The organism is Pseudomonas sp. MF6751, from assembly GCF_016613265.1.
Lineage (GTDB): Bacteria > Pseudomonadota > Gammaproteobacteria > Pseudomonadales > Pseudomonadaceae > Aquipseudomonas > Aquipseudomonas fluorescens_BV.
Genome location: NZ_JAENSV010000066.1, coordinates 1 through 19,347 on the forward strand (window position 1 = coordinate 1; position 19,347 = coordinate 19,347).

Sequence of the window (19,347 nt, forward strand, 5' to 3'; positions counted from 1 at the left end):
CGCCACGCGCCATCCATGGCGCGGGGCGGCTAAACCGGCATCCCTGCCGGTTTACCCCCCAAATCCCTGTCGAATTCCGGCCAGCGTGGTTTAACGGGGCGCCTAAGATCAAAAGCAGATCAAGAGCTGCTCGCTTCGCATCGTGGTTACCGTTGAGCTAACAGAGTTATGTAGATACCTATGCTGCGATGAGGCCAGTGCAGATCACAAGGCAGGAAAGTGAATCCTGAACGCCGCCCCACCCAACGCTGAATCCCCCAACGTCAACCGCGCGTGATAGCTTTCGATGATGTCCTTGACCACCGCCAGCCCGATCCCCTGCCCCGGGTGCTGGCGGTCGAGCCGTTCGCCGCGCTGCAGGATCCGTGCACGCTGGTCCGGTGGTACGCCGGGGCCGTCGTCTTCGATACACAGCTCAATGCCATCGAGGTTTTCCACCAGGCTGATACGCACTTGCTTGAGGCACAGGCGGTAGGCGTTTTCCAGCAGGTTGCCGAGCATTTCGAGCAACGCGCCCTTCTCGATGGGCACTTCGCAGGCCTGCGGTAAATCGAAGGTCACGGTGACCCGCTTGTCGCGGTAAACCTTTTCCAGGGTATCGCACAGGCTTTGCACCACCGGTTCCAGGCGGACCTGATGGCGCACCAGGCCACTTTTACGCAGGCTGGCACGCTGCAGTTGGTAACCGATCTGCTGGCTCATGCGTTCGATCTGCGATTGCAACACCCACGCCTGGCTACGTTCTTCCGGGCGCTGGGCCATGTCTTCGCTCACGCCCTGCAACACCGCCAGTGGCGTTTTCAGGCTGTGGGCCAAGTCATCGAGGGAGTCGCGGTAGCGCGCACGCTGTTCGCGCTCGCTGTGCAGCAAGCGGTTCAGGGAGCCGGTCAGGCGCAGCAGCTCACGGGGGTGTTCTTCGCTGAGGCTTTCGCGGGTGCCGCCTTCGATCTGGTCGAGCTCATGGCTCAGGCGCCGCAGGGCTTGCAGGCCCCAGGTCAGGCCCAGCCACAACAGCGTCAACAGCACCAGCAACGCCGCGCCGAACCCGAGGTAGAGGTTCTCACGCAGGCCTTCGAGAGTCAGTTGGTATTCGCGTACTGGCTGCAGGGCGACAATGCTGAACGCCGCGCTCTTGCCTCCCAGCAGCCGGACCTCGACGTCGTAAACAAAGAATTCCTGGCCATTGGCCTCGCGAATCCGCGCAAATTCGTTGCCGCGCCCGTCGTAGCGCGGTTTGTAGTTGATGTTTTCTTCCTGGGTCGCCCGTGAGCGCCATACCAGATGGCCTTCACGGTCGTAGATATAGCCCAGCAGCCGACTGTCGGTGAGGTTGAAACGCTCATCGGGCAACTGCGCCGGCATCAGCAGGCGGTTATTGTCGACCCGCGCCGCAGATATCAGGGTGGTCACATCCGACGCCAGGCGCTGTTCGATGGAATCCTGCAGCGCCAGGCTGAACGCGCCTTGCATGGCCGGCAACAAGCCGAGCATAAACAGCACGGCCAGGGTGGCGGCCGCCAGCATCAGGCGCACACGTAGCGAACGAATCAACGGCAGCGCTCATTGAACAGGTAGCCCAGGCCACGCACGGTGTCGATCGGCTTGAACCCTGCCGGGCCTTCCAGCTTGCGGCGCAGGCGGCCGACCAGCACTTCGATCACGTTTGGATCGCGCTCGTCGTCATCCGGGTACAGTTGCTCCATCAAGCGGTCCTTGGCGACCACTTGTTGATGATGACGCATCAAGTATTCGAGGATCCGATACTCATAGGCGGTCAGCGCCAGGGGCTGCTCGTCCAGGGAGGCTTGCTTGCGGTTGAGGTCCAGCAGCAGCGGCCCGGCAACGATAGTCGACTGGGTAAAACCGCTGGAGCGGCGCAGCAAGGCGTTCATGCGTGCCTCCAGCTCTTCGAACTGGAACGGCTTGACCACGTAGTCGTCGGCCCCGGCCGCCAAGCCTTCAACCTTGTCCTGCCAGTTGCCGCGGGCGGTGAGGATCAGGATCGGGAAAGTCTTGGTCTGGGTGCGCAACTGGCGAATCAGGTCCAGGCCGCCCATACCGGGCAGGCCAAGGTCGATGATCGCCAGGTCATGGTTGAACTGGCCGGTCTGGTACAGGGCTTCTTCGGCATTGGCCACGGCTTCGACCACGTGCCCGCTGTCGGTCAGGCGGGTAAACAGGTGATGACGCAGCAGCGCCTCATCTTCCACCACCAGCAATTTCATAAGGTTCTCCACTGCAATTCAACTAGCCGCCAGGGGGATATCATAGCGGCCCTGCAGCTCTTGGGGGCGCAGTTTTATGCCATTGTAGTGGCCAGTCAGGTGCGCGTAGCCGCTGCGATAGTCGGGTTGCGCGGCGTTAGCGCCCAGGGCCTGGCCCCACGGCGCGGCCTGGGTGCCGGCGTCTTCGAAGCTGACACGATGGATCAGGTTGCTGGATTTCTTGGTTTTCTCGCTGCCAAAGGCCGCAAAGGCGCCATCGGACGCCTGCACGCCGGCAGTGGCGCCGAGCATGGTCAAGGCCAACATCAGCTTTTTGATCGCAGTCATGGTGGTTACCTCATACGCATTTAGGCTGTGGGGCCCAGACTACGCAGGCGCCCCTGAACTCCCCCTGAACAGGCTCTGAACCGCAGCTGAACCGCACCGGGCTATCCACTGGCGCGCCAACTCGGCAAAATACCGCGCATGACGCCCCTACCCGCTTGCTGCACCCCACTCGATGATCATTGGCCGTTGCCGGTTTCTTTGCCGGGCACGGTGTTTTTGAGCACGCGATTCGACCCGGCTTTATTGAGCCCCGGTGATTTCCAGCGCTGCGATGTGCCACCGCCTGCGAGCATCCAGCGCTCGGTCGCCAAGCGCCAGGCGGAATTTCTCGCCGGCCGCCTGTGCGCGCGCGAAGCGCTGCAACGACTCGATCATCTGCGCTGCATCCCGGCCATCGGCGAAGACCGCGCCCCGGTCTGGCCAGGGCATATCAGTGGTTCCATCACCCACAGCACCGGGCACGCTGCGGCGATTGTCGGGCACAAGGCACAATGGCGCGGGCTGGGCATGGACCTGGAGCACCTGCTGTCACTGGAAAGGGCCGAACGCCTGGCCGGGGAAATCCTGACGGCCGATGAGTTGCAGCGCATGGCCACCCTACCCCGTGAGCAACACGCCTTGCTGGTGACGCTGACGTTTTCGGTCAAGGAAAGCCTGTTCAAGGCGCTCTATCCGATCGTGCACAAGCGCTTTTATTTCGAGCATGCCGAGGTGTTGGAGTGGTCAGCGGCTGGGGGGGTGCGGTTGCGGTTGCTGACCGATCTTTCGCAAGAATGGAAGCATGGCAAAGAGCTGGAAGGGCAGTTTGTGGTGCAAGGGGAGCAGTTGTTGAGCCTGGTGGCTATCAGCGCCTGGTAGACCGCCATCGCGGGCAAGCCCGGCTCCCACATTGGGAACGCATTCACCTGTGGGAGCTGGCTTGCCTGCGATAGCGGTTTCAGGGTTTATGCTGATCCCTGGGCCAGCTCAGGCTGAAACACGCCCCACCCAGGTTATTGCTCTTGCTGATCAGCGCCCGCCCGCCGTGCCAATAGATAATCCGCCGCACGATCGACAAGCCCAGGCCATGCCCGCCAGAAGCGCGGGTACGGCTGTCATCCAAGCGCAGGAACGGCGTGAAGATGCGCTCCCAGGCGCTTTCCGGCACACCAGGACCGTCGTCTTCCACATCGATGCGACAGCGCACCTGCCCCACCTGATAACTGATCAACACCTGGCCTCTGGCGTGGCGCATGGCGTTACTCACCAGATTTTGCAGGGCACGGTGCAAGTAGCGCGGTTCAGCGTCGACCCAAGCGTCATCCCAATGTGCCGAGGACAGGCAAATACCCCGGGTGACGGTGACCTGCGGGCGCAATGGCGATAATTCGCCAATCACCTGATCGAGCAATGCATCAAGGTCTACGCGCTGGAAATTCAGCTCCGGCGCCCCCTGTTCCAAGCGCGCATAAGTGAGCATCTCGTCCACCAGGCCATCGAGGTCCTGGATATCGCCATCCATGCCTTCCAGGTATTTGCGCCGCGCCTCGGGCGTGGCGGCGTCACCGATCATCTCCAGGCCAAAACGCAGGCGCGCGACGGGTGTGCGCAATTCGTGGGAGACCGCCCGCACCAGCTCACGCTGAATCGCCAGCAATTGCTGCAGGTGCTCGGCCATACCATTGAAAGCTGCCGCCAGCCGCCCTACCGAGTCTGCACCGCGAGCGGGTACGCGCACTTCCAGGTTGCCCTTGGCGATACGCGTAGCCGCCGCCTCAAGGCCTTTGAGCCGGCGCTCAAGTTGACGCACCAGCAAATAGACGATCAAGCCGATCAAAGTCAGGCCGATCAAGGTGATCAGGATCAGCCATTGCGCCGGGTACGGATTCATCTGGTACAGCGGGCCGATCTCCAGTACCCACGGGGTGCCGACCATGCCGGCAAACACGCGAATCGAATCGCCGCCCTTGCCCAGCGCCATCACCGTATCGCCCTCCGCCACGCGACGCCGCTGGTCGTCGTCCATGTCGGCCTGGTCAAGGGCCATCAGGTGCATTTCAAAACCAAAACCCTTGGCGTGTTTGATGTCGGCCAGGCGCTGGGGCTGTTCGGCCACCGGGAAACGCACCAGTTCGTCGGCCAGCAGGTAAATAGTCGCACGGGCCAATTGCTCGCTGATCTGCTGCACTTCGCCGGTGAGCACCAATTGCTCTTGCTCGCTGACCAACCGCAGCACCCGCGCCGCATGAGGCCCGGTCTGCTCAACCAGGACCTGGCCGCGTTGCAGGCGGTTGCGCTGGCCCAGGTCCAATTGCGCATCGGTGTACGTGCGCAGCTCCAGCGGGATGCCCAGCAAGCGCTCCCACACCGCCAAGGCGCGCTGCCGTTCAATGGTGCTCATGGGTTGCAGGTTATCGCCCATCAACGCAAAGGTGCCGTGGGCCAGGCGCTCACGGTACTGGCCGCTGCGCACGTCATTAAGCAGGTGCAGTGCCAGGGCGCCGAGCAGCGCCACCAGGATCAGCGCCGCGCACATGCCGCCGTAGATGCGCAGGAAGATCGAGTTCACAGCGGCATATCGGCAGCGGCTTCGGGGACGAACAGGTAGCCTTTGCTGCGGATGGTCTTGATCAGGCGTGGGTGGAGCGGATCGTCGCCGATCTTTGGCCGAATGCGCGAGATACGCACGTCAATGGAGCGATCCTGGCCGTCATAACCGATACCGCGCAGCGCTATGAAGATTTCTTCGCGGGACAGGATGCGCCCGGCGTTCGCGACCAGCAGCCACAGCAAGTCGAATTCAGCGCTGGTCAGTTCGATGCTGCCCTCATGCAACCAGGCTTCGCGCAAGGCATTGTCCACCACCAGTGGGCCAAACTGCAGGCGGCGTTGATTTTCCATTGCGGGCGGCAAAACCGGCTCGCTGCGGCGTAGCAGCGCCTGGATACGCGCCAGCAACAAACGCGGGCGCACGGGTTTGCACACGTAGTCGTCGGCGCCCATGTCGAGGCCCAACACCTGGTCCATGTCGTCGGTGCGCGCGGTGAGCATCAGGATCACGCCGTCATAGCGCTCGCGCACTTTACGGCAGATGCTCAGGCCGTCTTCGCCGGGCAGCATCAGGTCGAGGATCACCAGGTCCGGCTGCTCGGCGATGATGCGCGCCGCGGCCTTGGCACCATCGCCTTCCACCGACACACGCAGGCCATTGCTTTCCAGGTACTCACGGGTCAACTCGGCGAGTCGCTCGTCGTCCTCGACGATCAGTATCTGCCAGGTTTCTTGCTCCATGCGCTACCTCGGTTCTCTATTGTAGGAGCGAGCTTGCTCGCGAAGGACGCAAGGGCACCGCATTTATCCAGGTTTGCTGCATTATCGTTGACGATTTTCGCGAGCAAGCTCGCTCCTACAGTTGTCATGTGGAGCAAGCATGCTATTGCCCTGATCAAGGCCGATTGTAGCCATGCACCGGCCCTTGAACACAAGCCGGGAAATCCATTCGGTCATGGCGATTTTTTGTGGTAGGGTTCGCGCCCTCAAAATTCCCGCCGGCAGTTTCTACCCGGGAATATTCGGTGACAAACGGTGTAATCCAGTAGTAATGCGGCCTACACGGGTGTTCCATGATTCATACACATTTTACCCACAGCGTTATCCACAGGTAGTGCGTTGCTAAGCCCCCAAAAACGCATTATCTTGTACCTCGGCGCTAAAAAAACCCTACATGTAGGGTTTTCAGCGAAAAGACCAAACACATATCAGACAAGAAACTCAAGCGCTTTCTTGCTCGCGTTTGGTTGAACCAAAGCATTTTTTGAAAGCCCAAACCGCGCACGCGGATGGCAACCGTTTTCCAGCCCGATTGGCAGAAAACGGTACGGGTGTTGCAGGGCTTGAATGGGGCCACTGTCACCCACCAGGAATACGGCGAAGGGCTCCCCGGCCCCGAACCAAAGACTTCGGCATGGAAGCGGCGCGATGAGCTCCCTTCCTCCTGTCCCGAAGTTGTTATGCCAGGCCCAGGCCTGCTGTAAGTGCTTCAGGACGGAACGGTGGGCACCGTGATGGTGCCCAAATAAATATAGAATGTGGAGACACCCCCTCATGCAAACCGACACAACTCGCGAGAACCCGCAGGGCTCCGTGCCGCAGGCCGCTGATTCGAACCTGGATCTGTCCGCCACTGCACCTGGCCAACTGCGCGTGATCAAGCGTAACGGCACTGTCGTTCCTTATACCGATGACAAAATCACCGTCGCCATCACCAAAGCGTTTCTTGCAGTTGAAGGCGGCACCGCTGCCGCTTCGTCGCGCATCCACGACACCGTTGCACGCCTGACCGAACAGGTCACCGCGACCTTCAAGCGTCGCATGCCATCGGGCGGCACTATCCACATCGAAGAAATCCAGGACCAGGTCGAACTGGCCCTGATGCGTGCCGGCGAGCAGAAAGTGGCCCGCGACTACGTGATCTACCGTGACTCGCGAGCCAAGGAGCGTGCCGTACGTTCCCCGGCCGAAGAAGCCGCCGTGCAAGCGCACCCGTCGATCCGCATCACCCTGGCCGACGGCAGCTTCGCACCGCTGGATCTGGGCCGCCTGAACACCATCATCACCGAGGCCTGCGAAGGCCTGGAAGAAGTCGACGGTGACCTGATCCAGCGCGAAACCCTGAAGAACCTGTACGACGGCGTGGCCCTGACCGACGTCAACACCGCCCTGGTGATGACCGCCCGTACCCTGGTCGAGCGTGAGCCGAACTACTCGTTCGTGACCGCCCGCCTGCTGATGGACACCCTGCGTGCCGAAGGCCTGGGCTTCCTGAAAGTCGCCGACAGCGCCACTCACCACGAGATGGCCGACCTGTACGCCAAGGCCCTGCCGGCCTACATCGCCAAAGGTATCGAATTCGAATTGCTGAACCCGATTCTGGCCACCTTCGACCTGGAAAAACTCGGCAAGGCCATCAACCACGAGCGTGACCAGCAGTTCACCTACCTGGGCCTGCAAACCCTGTACGACCGTTACTTCATCCACAAGGACGGCATCCGCTTCGAACTGCCGCAAGTGTTCTTCATGCGCGTGGCCATGGGCCTGGCGATCGAAGAGAAGAACAAAGAAGACCGCGCGATCGAGTTCTACAACCTGCTGTCGTCCTTCGACTACATGTCGTCGACCCCGACCCTGTTCAACGCCGGCACCCTGCGTCCACAGCTGTCGAGCTGCTACCTGACCACCGTGCCGGATGACCTGTCGGGCATCTACCACGCGATCCACGACAACGCCATGCTGTCCAAATTCGCCGGCGGCCTGGGCAACGACTGGACACCGGTGCGTGCACTGGGTTCGTACATCAAGGGCACCAACGGCAAGTCCCAGGGCGTCGTACCGTTCCTGAAAGTGGTAAACGACACCGCCGTTGCCGTGAACCAGGGTGGCAAGCGCAAAGGCGCTGTATGTGCCTACCTGGAAACCTGGCACATGGACATTGAAGAGTTCATCGAGCTGCGCAAGAACACCGGTGATGACCGTCGTCGTACCCACGACATGAACACCGCCAACTGGATCCCTGACCTGTTCATGAAGCGCGTCTTCGATGACGGCAAGTGGACCCTGTTCTCGCCATCCGAAGTGCCGGACCTGCACGACCTGACCGGCAAGGCCTTCGAAGAGCGCTACGAGTACTACGAAGCCCTCACCGAGTACCCAGGCAAGGTCAAGCTGTTCAAGACCATCCAGGCCAAAGACCTGTGGCGCAAAATGCTGTCCATGTTGTTCGAAACCGGCCACCCATGGTTGACCTTCAAGGACCCATGCAACCTGCGCAGCCCTCAGCAGCATGTGGGCGTGGTCCACAGCTCGAACCTGTGCACCGAGATTACCTTGAACACCAACAAGGACGAGATCGCCGTTTGCAACCTGGGCTCGATCAACCTGCCGAACCACATCGTCAACGGCAAGCTGGACACCGCCAAGCTGGAGCGCACCGTCAACACCGCCGTACGCATGCTCGATAACGTCATCGACATCAACTACTACTCGGTGCCACAGGCGCAGAACTCCAACTTCAAGCACCGTCCGGTTGGCCTGGGGATCATGGGCTTCCAGGACGCGCTGTACCTGCAGCACATCCCTTACGGTTCCGATGCAGCGGTCGAGTTCGCCGACAAGTCCATGGAAGCGGTCAGCTACTACGCGATCCAGGCCTCCTGCGACCTGGCCGACGAGCGCGGTGCCTACGAGACGTTCCAGGGTTCGCTGTGGTCCAAGGGCATCCTGCCGCTGGATTCGCAACAGATCCTGATCGAAGCCCGTGGCCAGAAGTACATCGACGTCGACCTGAACGAAACCCTGGACTGGGCACCGGTACGTGCCCGTGTGCAGAAAGGTATTCGTAACTCCAACATCATGGCCATCGCACCGACCGCCACCATCGCCAACATCACTGGCGTGTCGCAGTCGATCGAACCGACCTACCAGAACCTGTATGTGAAATCGAACCTGTCGGGCGAATTCACAGTGATCAACCCGTACCTGGTTCGCGACCTGAAAGCTCGTGGCCTGTGGGACTCGGTCATGATCAACGACCTGAAGTACTACGACGGTTCCGTGCAGCAGATCGAGCGCATCCCGCAAGAACTCAAAGAGCTCTACGCGACCGCCTTCGAAGTGGACACCAAGTGGATCGTTGACGCCGCCAGCCGTCGTCAGAAGTGGATCGACCAGGCCCAGTCCCTGAACCTGTACATCGCCGGCGCTTCGGGCAAGAAGCTGGACGTGACCTACCGCATGGCGTGGTACCGTGGCCTGAAAACCACTTACTACCTCCGTGCCCTGGCCGCCACCAGCACCGAGAAGTCGACCATCAACACCGGCAAGCTGAACGCAGTGTCCAGCGGCAACCACGGTGATGACTCGGTACTCGCGGCACCCGCCGGCCCGGCACCTGTGCCAAAGGCCTGCGCGATTGACGAGCCGGATTGCGAAGCTTGCCAATAAGCTGAACCTGCCCTGGGTTTAACCACCCGAGGCAGAAAAGCCCCCGATACACCTAGGGTGTATCGGGGGCTTTTTCTTGGGCGGGCATAAAGCCCTTGTTGCTGTATTGCTGTTCGGTCAATACCTGGATGGACAGCGTGAAGCAGATGCAAATGTGGGAGGGGGCTTGCTCCCGATAGGGTGTCAGTCAATGGATACTTGGCTGATACACCGCTATCGGGGGCAAGCCCCCTCCCACATTTTAAAGCGCTAACCTATCAGGTCATCTGAATGATGGTCTGCATGATGGTGCTTTGGGTGGAGATGGTCTTGGCGTTCGCCTGGTAGTTGCTCTGGGCCTTGATCAGGTCCACCAGCTCGTTGGTCAAGTTGACGTTGGAGTTCTCCAGGGAGCTGGCCTTGATCGACCCCAGAGTGCCAGATTCCGGTGCGTCGTAGCCCGGCTGGCCCGACGCGAAGGTCTCTTTCCAGGTCGTACCACCGGCGGGCTGCAGGCCCTGCTCGTTGTTGAAGCTGGCCAGGGAAATCTGGCCGATGGCCTTGCTCTGCTGGTTACTGAAGGTGGCGAAGAGCACGCCGCTGCCATCGATCTTCAGGCCGGTGATCTGGCCGGTGGCGTAACCATCTGTGACCGGCGGGTTACGGTAGCTGGCCGAGTTGTACTGGGTGACAGTGCCCATGTTGATGGCGATGCCGTCCTTGTTAGCCGTCGCATCGTTAGCTTTCCATACGCCATCGGTCACCGTGCCAGGTACCCAATCCTTGATGGTCAAGGTGTTACCGGCAACACCGCCGGTCACGATGCTCTTGAGGTTGCCAGCACCATCGAAGCTCAACGTCGACGGCACAGGCGCCTTCACGTCAGCACCGGTACCGGTAGGAGCCGAACCATCAGGATTGCGGCCATCGATCAAGGTGTAGGCCTGCCACTGGTTGGCATCGGTTTTGACCAGGTACTGCACCATTGGGTGCGCATTGCCCTGGGAGTCGTACAAGGTGGTGCTGTATTGCGTGGTGAAGCTTTCGGACTTGGTTGGATCAAACGGGTTCTTGGACTGATCGATCACCGGCGACGAGGAGTTCAGGTTGCTGGAAGAGTCCACCTTGGTAGACGCCTTCGGCGGCAGGTTCGCCAGGTTCAGCTGCAGGTCAACCAGGCCGCCTTTGGTGATTTTGCCATTCTCGTCCGCGGCATAGCCTTGCAGGCGCGAGGTGCCGGTATTGTTGGTGATATAGCCGTCTTTGTCCGCACGGAAAGCACCGCTACGGGTGTATTCCAGCGAACCGTCGCTGCCCTTCTGCACGAAGAAGCCACCACCCTGGATCGCCATGTCGAGGATGCCGCCACTCCCGTTGACGTCGCCCTGGGTGAACTGCTGGGACACCGCCGCCAGGTTCACACCGTTGCCGATGCTGTTCTGGCCGGTGCCCAGCTTGGAGGCCGCATAGATATCCGCGAATTCCGCACGGGATGACTTGAAGCCAGTGGTCGCGACGTTGGCGATGTTGTTGCCGGTCACGTCCAGTTGTTTGTTGGCCGCATAGAGGCCGCTAAGGCCGATGTTAAAAGACATGTTTCTCTCCTCTGCCGTATTTAGCCGGCTCTATGTACCGATAGTCTGAATTTGCGACAGCTTGACGCTGCCCATGCCGCCTGCAAGGTTGAGCAGCATTTCGCCGCCGGTCTTGCTCAGGGTCACGCTGGTGACCGTGGCTGGTAGCGAGGTGGTCAGGGCCACCGCGTCACCTTTGTCGTTCTTGGTGGAGGCATTGAAGGTGTAGGTGCCGGCTGGGGCGACCTCACCCTTGTCGTTCTTGCCGTCCCAGATAAAGCTCTGGCTGCCGGCACTCTGCGCGCCCATATCCACGGTGCGCACGACGTTGCCGTCCTTGTCGGTGATCTTGACGGACACGTTGCCCACCGCCGATGGCACCGCCACTGAACCGTTCATGCTCTTGCTGGTATCCACCATGGCTTTGTCGGTCTGGATAATGATCGACCGCCCCACCAGCGACGAAGCCTGCAGCGCTTGAGAAGAGCTGAAGTTGCTGGAGATGTTGTTCACCGAGTCGTTCAGGGTGTTGATGCCTTCCAGGCTGCTGAACTGGGCAAGCTGGGCCACGAACGCGCCGTTGTCCTGGGGCGACAGCGGGTTCTGGTTTTTCAGCTGGGTCACCAGCAACTGCAGGAATGCGTCCTTGCCCAGCGCCTGGTTACCCGTGGCAGCTTTGGAAACATTCGAGACATTGTTCGACGCGTCCTTGACCTTGGAGTTGAACAGGTCCTGGACAGCCGTGTTGTTTGACGTATCAACGATGGCCATTATTTGGTGCCCCTTATCACTGACCCAGGGTCAGGACCTTCTGCATCATGGTTTTGGCGGTGTTCATCATTTCCGCGTTGGTCTGGAAGGAGCGGCTGGCGGAAATCATGTCAGCCATTTCCTCGACCACGTTGACGTTGGGGTAGTAGACGTAGCCCTTTTCGTTCGCGGCAGGATGGTTGGGCTCATAACGGGCCTCCAGGTTGCTCTGGTCTTCGACCACGCCCAACACCTGCACGCCGGAGCCAGCTGCGTCCTGATTCTGGAACAGCGACTCGCTGCCGCCTGCCTGGCCACCCTGGAACATGGTGGCGAATACCGGATGGCGGGCGCGATAGGTCTGGTCAATGCTCGAGGAGACGGTCTCGGCGTTGGCGATGTTACTGGCAACGGTGTTCAAACGCGTGGTCTGCGCGCTCATGCCACTGCCGGCAATATTGAAAACACTGGACAGGGACATGGCTTACTCTCCGCGCAGGGCTGACATCAGCCCTTTGAATTTGCTGTTGAGCAGGGTGAAGCTGGCCTGGAAGTTCACCGAGTTTTCGGCGTAGTTCGATTGCTCCAACTGGGCGTCAACGGTGTTCTGGTCGATCGACGGCTGCATCGGCGTGCGATACAGCAGCGACTCGTCACCATTGCCCAGGCCTTGCGCTTCGATATGACGGCTATTGGTCATGTTCAAGGCGAAGGTGCCGTTCTTGGTCTTGTCCTGTTGTGCGGCGAGCACGGCGGAGAAGTCCAGGTCCCGAGCTTTGTAGTTCGGGGTGTCGGCGTTGGCGATGTTGTTGGCCAGGACTTCGGCACGCTGGGCGCGGAAGCCCAGGGCTTGTTCGTGGATACCGAGCGCTTTATCGAAGCTGATGCTCATGGCGGAAACCTTTAGGCTGACCTGCTGTTCGTTAGCAGGGTTATAGCAAGGTGTATGCCAAACTTGCGAAAGCCCCGTATATAAAGGGTTTCGAAGGGAGTTGCCGGCGACTATGCCAGAAAAGCGGCAAGCGATTTCCGCGTAGTGCCAGTAAAGCGGCAATGGGCAGTTGCCGCTTTACGCCAGCTTGCCGAGAAAACAAATGTGGGAGCTGGCTTGCCTGCGATGGCGGAGTGCCTGCCGACCTATTCGTCGACTGACAAAACGCTATCGCGGGCAAGCCCGGCTCCCACAGTTTTATTGCATACACCCAGGCTACTTGGCCTGGTAGATGATCCCCGGGCTGCATTGCACCATCTGGAAGTGATCCGGCAGCCCATTGAGCGCCTCGGAAGCACCGAGGAACAGATAACCCCCGCGCTTGAGCGTGCCATGGATACGCAGCAGGATGTCTTTCTTCACTTCAGCGGAGAAATAGATCAGCACATTGCGGCAGAACACCATGTCGAACTTGCCCAGGCTGGCGTAGCTGTCGAGCAGGTTGAACGAGCGGAATTCGACGCGATTCTTGATCGGCGCCTTGATCGCCCAACGCCCCGCCCCTTTGGGATCGAAGTAACGTTGAAGGCGCTCCTGGGACAAGCCTCGGCCCAACGCCAGGCTGTCGTACTCACCGGTCTTGCAGTTGGTGAGCATAGTGCCGGACAAGTCCGTGGCCACAATTTGCGCGCCGGCTTTCAACTGGCCCATGTTGGTCCGCTCGAACTCGTCGATGGACATCGAGATCGAGTACGGTTCCTGCCCCGAGGAACAGGCCGCCGACCAGATGCGCAGGCGCTGGCCCGGGCTGGCCTTGATGGCTTCCGGCAAGACTTTGTTCTTGAGCACTTCAAAGGGATAGGTATCGCGAAACCACAAGGTTTCGTTGGTGGTCATGGCATCGACCACCATTTCCTTGAGCCCACTGCGCGGCTGCCCCTGGATACGCTGGACCAACTCACCCAGGGACTTGATGCCCTGCTGTTCCATCAGCTTGTTGAGACGGCTGGATACCAGGTACTGCTTGTTTTCACCGAGCAATATGCCACAGGCTTTTTCCAGGAAGACCCGGAACTGTTCGAAATCCAAATTACCCGTAGACAATGATGCCGCCTCTTAAATCGTGTGACCGCCGGGGGAAATCCCCTAGCCGTGATCTGCTGCCTTGATCCGGTCGACTACCCGGGATGCGAGGTCATCAGGACGGAACTTGGCCAGAAAGTCATCCGCACCGACCTTCTTGACCATTGCCTGATTGAATACCCCCGACAACGAAGTATGCAGGATGATATGCAATTTTTGCATGCGTGGATCATTACGTATTTCGGCCGTGAGCGTGTAGCCATCCATTTCAGGCATCTCGATGTCAGAGATCATCATCAAGAATTCTTCTTCAGGCTTCTTGCCTTCGTCTGCCAGCTTGCGCAGGTAATCCAAGGCCTGGCGGCCATCATTGAGGGCTACCACCTCAACCCCGACCGTTTGCAGGCAACGCGTGACCTGCTTGCGCGCCACAGAAGAGTCGTCCACGGTCAACACCCGCAGCGAAACCGCCTTGTGTGCCGTTTCGGCATCCACCACCCCGACGGAAATGGTTTCCGACGTGGGGGCCACTTCGGCGAGGATCTTCTCCACGTCGATGATTTCCACCAACTGGTTATCGACCCGCGTCACCGCCGTCAGGTAGTGATCGCGCCCCGTGCCCTTGGGCGGCGGATGGATCTCTTCCCAGTTCATATTGACGATGCGCTCCACCGAGCGCACCAGGAAACCCTGGGTCTTGGTGTTGTATTCGGTGATGATCACGAAGGGGTTCTGGCGGTCTTGCAAACCCGCGGCCCCCGTGGCCATGGCCAGGTCAAGAATCGGAATGGTCGCACCACGGATGTTGGCCACGCCGCACACCACCGGACTGGACTTGGGCATGATCGTCAACTTGGGACATTGCAGCACTTCACGCACTTTAAACACGTTGATGCCATACAACTGTTTGCCATCCAGGCGGAAAAGCAACAACTCCAGGCGATTCTGCCCTACCAGCTGTGTGCGCTGGTTTACTGAATCCATTACACCTGCCATGCCCAGACTCCTAAATCCTAGGGGTACGACGCGTACCCAACACTAAACGGCACGAGCTTTGCTATTTACTGAGTATGGATATTAAAACGACAGTTTCCCGACACCCTGGCCGCTCACGCTACCGTAGACTGCTCTGCGCCGCGATGGCACTGCTTGTCTCGGGCCTGGGCGTCACGGCCCGTGCCGACAACGTCACCCTGCCTGATCTACTTATCGGCGTCACCCAAGGCTTTCTTGAGTTCACTGTAGAAGATTATCTGGCGACTACCCAGACGCCGGGGCGTTATGAAATTCAGGTCAACCAGTTGGACCCTCGCTTGCGCATGCCACTGTGCGACAAGGAATTGACAGCCACTCTGGAAAGCCCCGCCCAGCCCATCGGCCGTGTGACCGTAAAGGTACGCTGTGAGGGCGCCTCGCCCTGGACGGTTTTCGTACCGGCTCAGGTCAAGCTGTATCGCGATGTGGTGGTAGTGGCGCGCCCGTTGAAGCGCACGGGCATCATCGGCTACGACGACGTGGCGTTGCGCGAGCGGGATATCAGCTTGATCAACCAGGGCTACCTGACGTCGCTGGACCAGGCCGTCGGGCAGAAACTCACGCGGCCAGTGGTCACCGACCAAGTCCTCACGCTGGTTCATCTGGAACAGGCCGAGGTGATTCGCAAGGGTGACCAGGTGGTAATTTCCGCCAGCAGCGGCGGCCTGAACGTCAGGATGCCGGGCGAGGCGCTGTCAAATGGCGGCATGAGCGAACAGATCCGCGTCAAGAACCTCAACTCCAATCGCGTGATCAAGGCGCGGGTCACGGCACCAGGCCAGGTCGAGGTGGCGCTATAGATGACTGGAATCAAATGCCAGCTTTTCCTACACTGTGTGCTGGATATTGAGCCGAACAGGTTTATTGTCAATCGAGCCTAAAGTTTGCCCGGGTATGGCCGAAAACATGGCAAGCGTCCAAATACCCAGAGGTTTTTCAACATGGTCATTGATTTCAGTCGTTTGAATAACGCCCCGGCTTTGCCCGGCAATACGCGCACCGGCGGTACCAAGGACAGCGTAGAGGCCAAGCCGCAGCCCTTGCCTGCCAAAGCAGAACAGGCCGCCGCCAGCCAGAGTGGGGAATCGGTACACCTGAGCAATGAGGCTCAACAGTTGCAGAAGGTCACTGACTCGCTGCGCGATCAACCCGTCGTCAATAAAGCCCGCGTGGCCGAGTTGAAACAGGCTATCGCCGATGGCAGCTATAAAGTCGACAGCAACCGTGTAGCCAGCAAGCTGCTCAACTTCGAAGCCGAGCGCTAGGCAAAAGCCTGCGCAGGGCTTTTGGACGCTTAAAACCCAAGGCCAGCCATGCACCACGACGAACATTTGCTCCAACTGATCATTGATGATCTGGCGCCGACGCAACAATTGCTCGAGCTGCTCAAGGAAGAATCACTGGCCTTGTACGGCCGGGATATGCCCTTGCTGGAAGAAATCCTGGCGCGCAAACAGTCGCTGATTGTCTTGCTCGAACAGCACGGCAAGAAACGCAGCGAGATTCTGATCAGCCTGGGCCTGCCCGCCGATCATGATGGCCTGGCACAACTGGCCAGCCACTCCTCAGTCGGCGATCAACTGCTGGCACAAAGCAAAGAACTCAATCATTTGCTCGCCCAGTGCCAGGAAGCCAACCTGCTCAACGGCCAGTCGATCCAGCTTCAGCAAGCCACCACCGCCAATCAGTTGCGCATACTGCACGGCGGAGAGCCTCCGGCCCTGTATAACGCCCAAGGCTCCACCTCACGCCTGATCAAACCAAGCACCCGCAGCCAGGCCTGACGCCGGTTTACAGCGCGACCTATCCAAGGCGCGCTACATACTGGCAAAATGCCGGTTCTTGCGTGTAGTCGTATTTTGCCTGGAGATGGAAGAACCGTGTTCAACGCCCTTAATGCGGAAGATGCACCGCAGCCACCCAAGGTGCTCACCACGCCTCTGGAAATCGCCAGCACGTTGCGGATGCTGCAAGAAAGCCATGACCCGCTGATCATCACTTTCCACGAACGTAGCCAGCGCTTCCAGAGCTACCTGGTGGACATCGACCGGGACAGCAAGACGCTGGTACTGGACGAAATGATTCCCCGCGACGGTGAACGCTATCTTGAGAATGGCGAAGCCTTCCGTATCGAAGGTTTCCATGAGGGCGTGCGGGTTGCCTGGGAAAGCAACGGCACCTTGACCATCAGCGAGAAAGGCGGCCACCGCATCTACAGCGGCAGCCTGCCCGGCGAAGTGGTTTACCACCAAAGACGCAATGCCTTCCGCGCCGCACTGAAACTCGCGCAATTGGTGGATATTCAGTTAGGTGGCGAGAAGCTCAAGGTGCCTGTCAGCGGTAAGCTGTTGGACATCTCGGCAACCGGCTGCAAATTGCGCTTTGAAGGCGACATCTCCGAGCGTCTGCAGTTAGGCCAGGTCTATGATCGCTTTATCGCTGCCCTGCCCTTCGGCAGCATGACCACCTCTGTGGAACTGCGCTATCTGCACTTCGAAGACAAGATCAACACCACCTTTGCCGGCGTGCGCTTTCATAACATGAGTGGCTTGGTGCAGCGACAAGTGGAACGCTTTGTCTACCAATTACAGCGTGAAGCTCGGCGCTTCGATAAAGACGACGATCTCTAAGCGTTAGACGCTGAGATAAAAAAACGGGCAGATCCTGATGGGATCTGCCCGTTTTTTCGTTCAGGGGCGTGCCCTGCTTAAGTCATGGGGATGTTCGTCCGGGTCTGGTGGCTCGTGCGGCTCTTCGCTCGTCGGCTCATCGGTTTCAGGGGCAGGCTCTGGATCGGGCACAGTGACTTGCATCTGATCCTGTACCACCTGCTCATCCACCCGCGGGTCAAGGGCAGCCACCAAAGGCGAACTGGACATGCTGTCGGGCATCGCCACGTGATGCAGCGGCGCGTCATCGACCTGATGCAGGTTGGTCACCGCCTTGGGGCGAATGCGCCACACCAGGATCAATGCACACAGGCTGAAAAACGCATAGAGCATCTGGCTGCCGAATAGCTTCATTACCACACCGGCCAACAGCGGCCCCACGCTGGCGCCGATCCCGTAGGTCACCAGCAACATGGCCGTCAGCGATACCCGACGATCGCCTTCCACATGGTCGTTGGAAAAGGCCACTGCCAAAGGGTAAAGGCAGAACTGCACCAGCGAACAGAAGAAGCCCGCCACGAACAACACTTCCAGCGGAACCTGCGTCATGATTGCCAACGGCAAGGCCGTCACCGCCAGACACAAGGCGAAGCAGCGAATCAGCAGCGCGCGGTCATAGCGGTCTGACAACCAGCCCAGTGGCCACTGCACGACCAATCCAGCAAAAATGCAGCTACCCATGAACAGGCCGACTTGCTCGGTCGTCAGGCCCTGCTGAGAGGCGTACAGCGGTGCCAAGCCGTAGAACGAACCGACGATCAACCCAGCGCCCAACACGGTGCTGAGCGACTGCGGCACGCGCTTGATAAAGAAGCGCGGCTCCATCGGGGCCGGGTGCAGTGGGGCCGGGTGAATGCGTCGAGTCATTGCCACCGGGACCAGGCACAGGGCAAAGCACAACGCCACGAGCATCAACAGCTCAAGCCCAAGATGGGGGTGCATGACCAGGATCAGCTGGCCCAGCACCAACCCAAGGTAGGACGCAATCATGTAGCCGCTGAACACTACACCGCGCTGCTTGGCATCCGCCTGCTCGTTGAGCCAACTCTCGATGACCATGTACTGGCACATCATCCCCAGGCCCACGATCATCCGCAGCACGATCCAGGCTGGCAGCCAATCAATCAAACCGTGCCCCAGCACCGCTGCACCGACGATGCCCGCGCAGGTGGCGTAGGCGCGAATATGCCCGACCCGGGCGATGAGTCGGTGTCCGAGCTTACCGCCCAGCACCAAGCCAAAATAGTTGGCGGCCATCAGCGCACCGACCCACAGGCTGTCGACATTGTCTGCTGCCAGACGCAAAGCCAGATAAGTACTAAGTAGGCCGGAGCCGATCAGCATCATCAAAGAGGCGAAATAAAGGGCTCGAAAAGATTTCCAGATCTGGCGCATCGGCGTTCCGAGCGGCTCCTTGCGGTGAGGGGTAGGGCTATCAGCATGATAGTCCGGGGCGGTTGAATCCGGACAGGCAGCAGGGCCTGTTCCCGGCGATTATTTTGTTTCACAGCTCAGACGCTACGCGGGTGTCTGTGAGGTACATAACCGTGGAGATAAATACACGGCGCACCACCTGTGAACCTTGATAACACGCAAGGTTCGACTGGTATTCGGGTATCTGTACAAAAGGTTTCAATGGAGCGCTGTGCAGGCTTTGGAAGTTGGCGTGCTTTTCGAGCGCCCAAAACAAAACCCCAACTGCTTTCGCAATTGGGGTTTTGGAATTTAATCTTGACGATGACCTACTCTCACATGGGGAAACCCCACACTACCATCGGCGATGCATCGTTTCACTG

General features: G+C 59.5%; 19 protein-coding genes and 1 pseudogene. 7 read left to right on the forward strand and 13 right to left on the reverse strand.

The window, feature by feature from the left end; genetic code table 11:
• Positions 1-204: 204 nt before the first annotated feature.
• The 3 genes from JJD66_RS26475 to JJD66_RS26485 are packed head-to-tail and all read right to left on the reverse strand — an operon-like array spanning position 205 to position 2,552.
• Positions 205-1,551: an ATP-binding protein gene (locus JJD66_RS26475; protein ID WP_019817208.1), complete on the reverse strand. Its 1,347-nt coding sequence runs from the start codon at positions 1,549-1,551 to the stop codon at positions 205-207.
• Positions 1,548-2,225: a response regulator gene (locus tag JJD66_RS26480; protein WP_003193559.1), complete on the reverse strand. Its 678-nt coding sequence runs from the start codon at positions 2,223-2,225 to the stop codon at positions 1,548-1,550. The genes JJD66_RS26475 and JJD66_RS26480 overlap by 4 nt, the downstream gene beginning before the upstream one ends.
• Before the next feature lie 18 nt (positions 2,226-2,243).
• Complete coding sequence (locus JJD66_RS26485) at positions 2,244-2,552, reverse strand: hypothetical protein (RefSeq protein WP_198716422.1); 309 nt, start codon at positions 2,550-2,552, stop codon at positions 2,244-2,246.
• A gap of 138 nt (positions 2,553-2,690) precedes the next feature.
• On the opposite strand from JJD66_RS26485, the gene JJD66_RS26490 reads away from it, so the two are divergent.
• Complete coding sequence (locus JJD66_RS26490; protein ID WP_105227956.1) at positions 2,691-3,410, forward strand: 4'-phosphopantetheinyl transferase family protein; 720 nt, start codon at positions 2,691-2,693, stop codon at positions 3,408-3,410.
• Positions 3,411-3,489: 79 nt separating this feature from the next.
• On the opposite strand, the gene JJD66_RS26495 is transcribed toward JJD66_RS26490, so the two are convergent.
• The 3 genes and pseudogenes from JJD66_RS26495 to JJD66_RS28570 form a co-directional block, all read right to left on the reverse strand.
• Complete coding sequence (locus JJD66_RS26495) at positions 3,490-5,100, reverse strand: ATP-binding protein (RefSeq protein WP_200649397.1); 1,611 nt, start codon at positions 5,098-5,100, stop codon at positions 3,490-3,492.
• A complete protein-coding gene (locus tag JJD66_RS26500; RefSeq protein WP_198716424.1) occupies positions 5,097-5,822 on the reverse strand; it encodes a response regulator in 726 nt (241 codons plus the stop codon). Before JJD66_RS26500 ends, JJD66_RS26495 begins: the two co-directional genes overlap by 4 nt.
• A gap of 17 nt (positions 5,823-5,839) precedes the next feature.
• Positions 5,840-5,950: pseudogene (locus tag JJD66_RS28570) on the reverse strand (outer membrane lipoprotein carrier protein LolA); the annotation flags it as partial.
• 685 nt (positions 5,951-6,635) lie between these two features.
• Here JJD66_RS28570 and JJD66_RS26505 point away from each other — a divergent pair.
• Positions 6,636-9,530 carry a ribonucleoside-diphosphate reductase subunit alpha gene (locus JJD66_RS26505; RefSeq protein ID WP_032879843.1) on the forward strand — a complete coding sequence of 965 codons (2,895 nt, stop codon included), beginning with the start codon at positions 6,636-6,638 and terminating at the stop codon, positions 9,528-9,530.
• A 257-nt stretch (positions 9,531-9,787) separates the two neighbouring features.
• Here JJD66_RS26505 and flgE read toward each other — a convergent pair whose 3' ends face one another.
• The 6 genes from flgE to JJD66_RS26535 all read right to left on the reverse strand — a co-directional run bounded on the left by flgE (position 9,788) and on the right by JJD66_RS26535 (position 14,843).
• Entirely contained in the window at positions 9,788-11,104 is a 1,317-nt protein-coding gene (gene flgE, locus JJD66_RS26510) for a flagellar hook protein FlgE (protein ID WP_054922158.1), read from the reverse strand.
• 30 nt (positions 11,105-11,134) lie between these two features.
• Positions 11,135-11,854: a flagellar hook assembly protein FlgD gene (gene flgD, locus JJD66_RS26515; protein ID WP_034128455.1), complete on the reverse strand. Its 720-nt coding sequence runs from the start codon at positions 11,852-11,854 to the stop codon at positions 11,135-11,137.
• 16 nt (positions 11,855-11,870) lie between these two features.
• Complete coding sequence (gene flgC, locus JJD66_RS26520) at positions 11,871-12,314, reverse strand: flagellar basal body rod protein FlgC (RefSeq protein WP_032895649.1); 444 nt, start codon at positions 12,312-12,314, stop codon at positions 11,871-11,873.
• A gap of 3 nt (positions 12,315-12,317) precedes the next feature.
• Positions 12,318-12,725 (reverse strand): flagellar basal body rod protein FlgB, encoded by a 408-nt coding sequence (flgB, locus tag JJD66_RS26525; RefSeq protein ID WP_034120825.1) that lies wholly within the window; start codon positions 12,723-12,725, stop codon positions 12,318-12,320.
• A 315-nt stretch (positions 12,726-13,040) separates the two neighbouring features.
• The gene (gene cheR / locus JJD66_RS26530; RefSeq protein ID WP_014719581.1) at positions 13,041-13,868 is read right to left on the reverse strand and encodes a protein-glutamate O-methyltransferase CheR; all 828 of its coding nucleotides are present in this window, start codon (positions 13,866-13,868) and stop codon (positions 13,041-13,043) included.
• Positions 13,869-13,910: 42 nt separating this feature from the next.
• Positions 13,911-14,843 (reverse strand): chemotaxis protein CheV, encoded by a 933-nt coding sequence (locus tag JJD66_RS26535; RefSeq protein ID WP_198716426.1) that lies wholly within the window; start codon positions 14,841-14,843, stop codon positions 13,911-13,913.
• Positions 14,844-14,917: 74 nt separating this feature from the next.
• Between JJD66_RS26535 and flgA the strand changes: the two genes are divergently transcribed.
• The 4 genes from flgA to JJD66_RS26555 all read left to right on the forward strand — a co-directional run bounded on the left by flgA (position 14,918) and on the right by JJD66_RS26555 (position 17,512).
• A complete protein-coding gene (gene flgA, locus JJD66_RS26540) occupies positions 14,918-15,682 on the forward strand; it encodes a flagellar basal body P-ring formation chaperone FlgA (RefSeq protein ID WP_105227972.1) in 765 nt (254 codons plus the stop codon).
• 141 nt (positions 15,683-15,823) lie between these two features.
• The gene (gene flgM / locus JJD66_RS26545) at positions 15,824-16,147 is read left to right on the forward strand and encodes a flagellar biosynthesis anti-sigma factor FlgM (RefSeq protein WP_034128458.1); all 324 of its coding nucleotides are present in this window, start codon (positions 15,824-15,826) and stop codon (positions 16,145-16,147) included.
• Between the two features lie 48 nt (positions 16,148-16,195).
• Positions 16,196-16,666: a flagella synthesis protein FlgN gene (locus JJD66_RS26550; protein WP_034128459.1), complete on the forward strand. Its 471-nt coding sequence runs from the start codon at positions 16,196-16,198 to the stop codon at positions 16,664-16,666.
• 96 nt (positions 16,667-16,762) lie between these two features.
• Entirely contained in the window at positions 16,763-17,512 is a 750-nt protein-coding gene (locus JJD66_RS26555; protein WP_054922165.1) for a flagellar brake protein, read from the forward strand.
• A 60-nt stretch (positions 17,513-17,572) separates the two neighbouring features.
• Here the strand turns inward: JJD66_RS26555 and JJD66_RS26560 are convergent, their stop codons facing one another.
• A complete protein-coding gene (locus JJD66_RS26560) occupies positions 17,573-18,946 on the reverse strand; it encodes an MFS transporter (RefSeq protein ID WP_054922167.1) in 1,374 nt (457 codons plus the stop codon).
• Positions 18,947-19,126: 180 nt separating this feature from the next.
• Between JJD66_RS26560 and JJD66_RS28205 the strand changes: the two genes are divergently transcribed.
• The coding region (locus tag JJD66_RS28205; RefSeq protein WP_234452347.1) for a hypothetical protein at positions 19,127-19,347 on the forward strand (221 nt) is incomplete at its 3' end.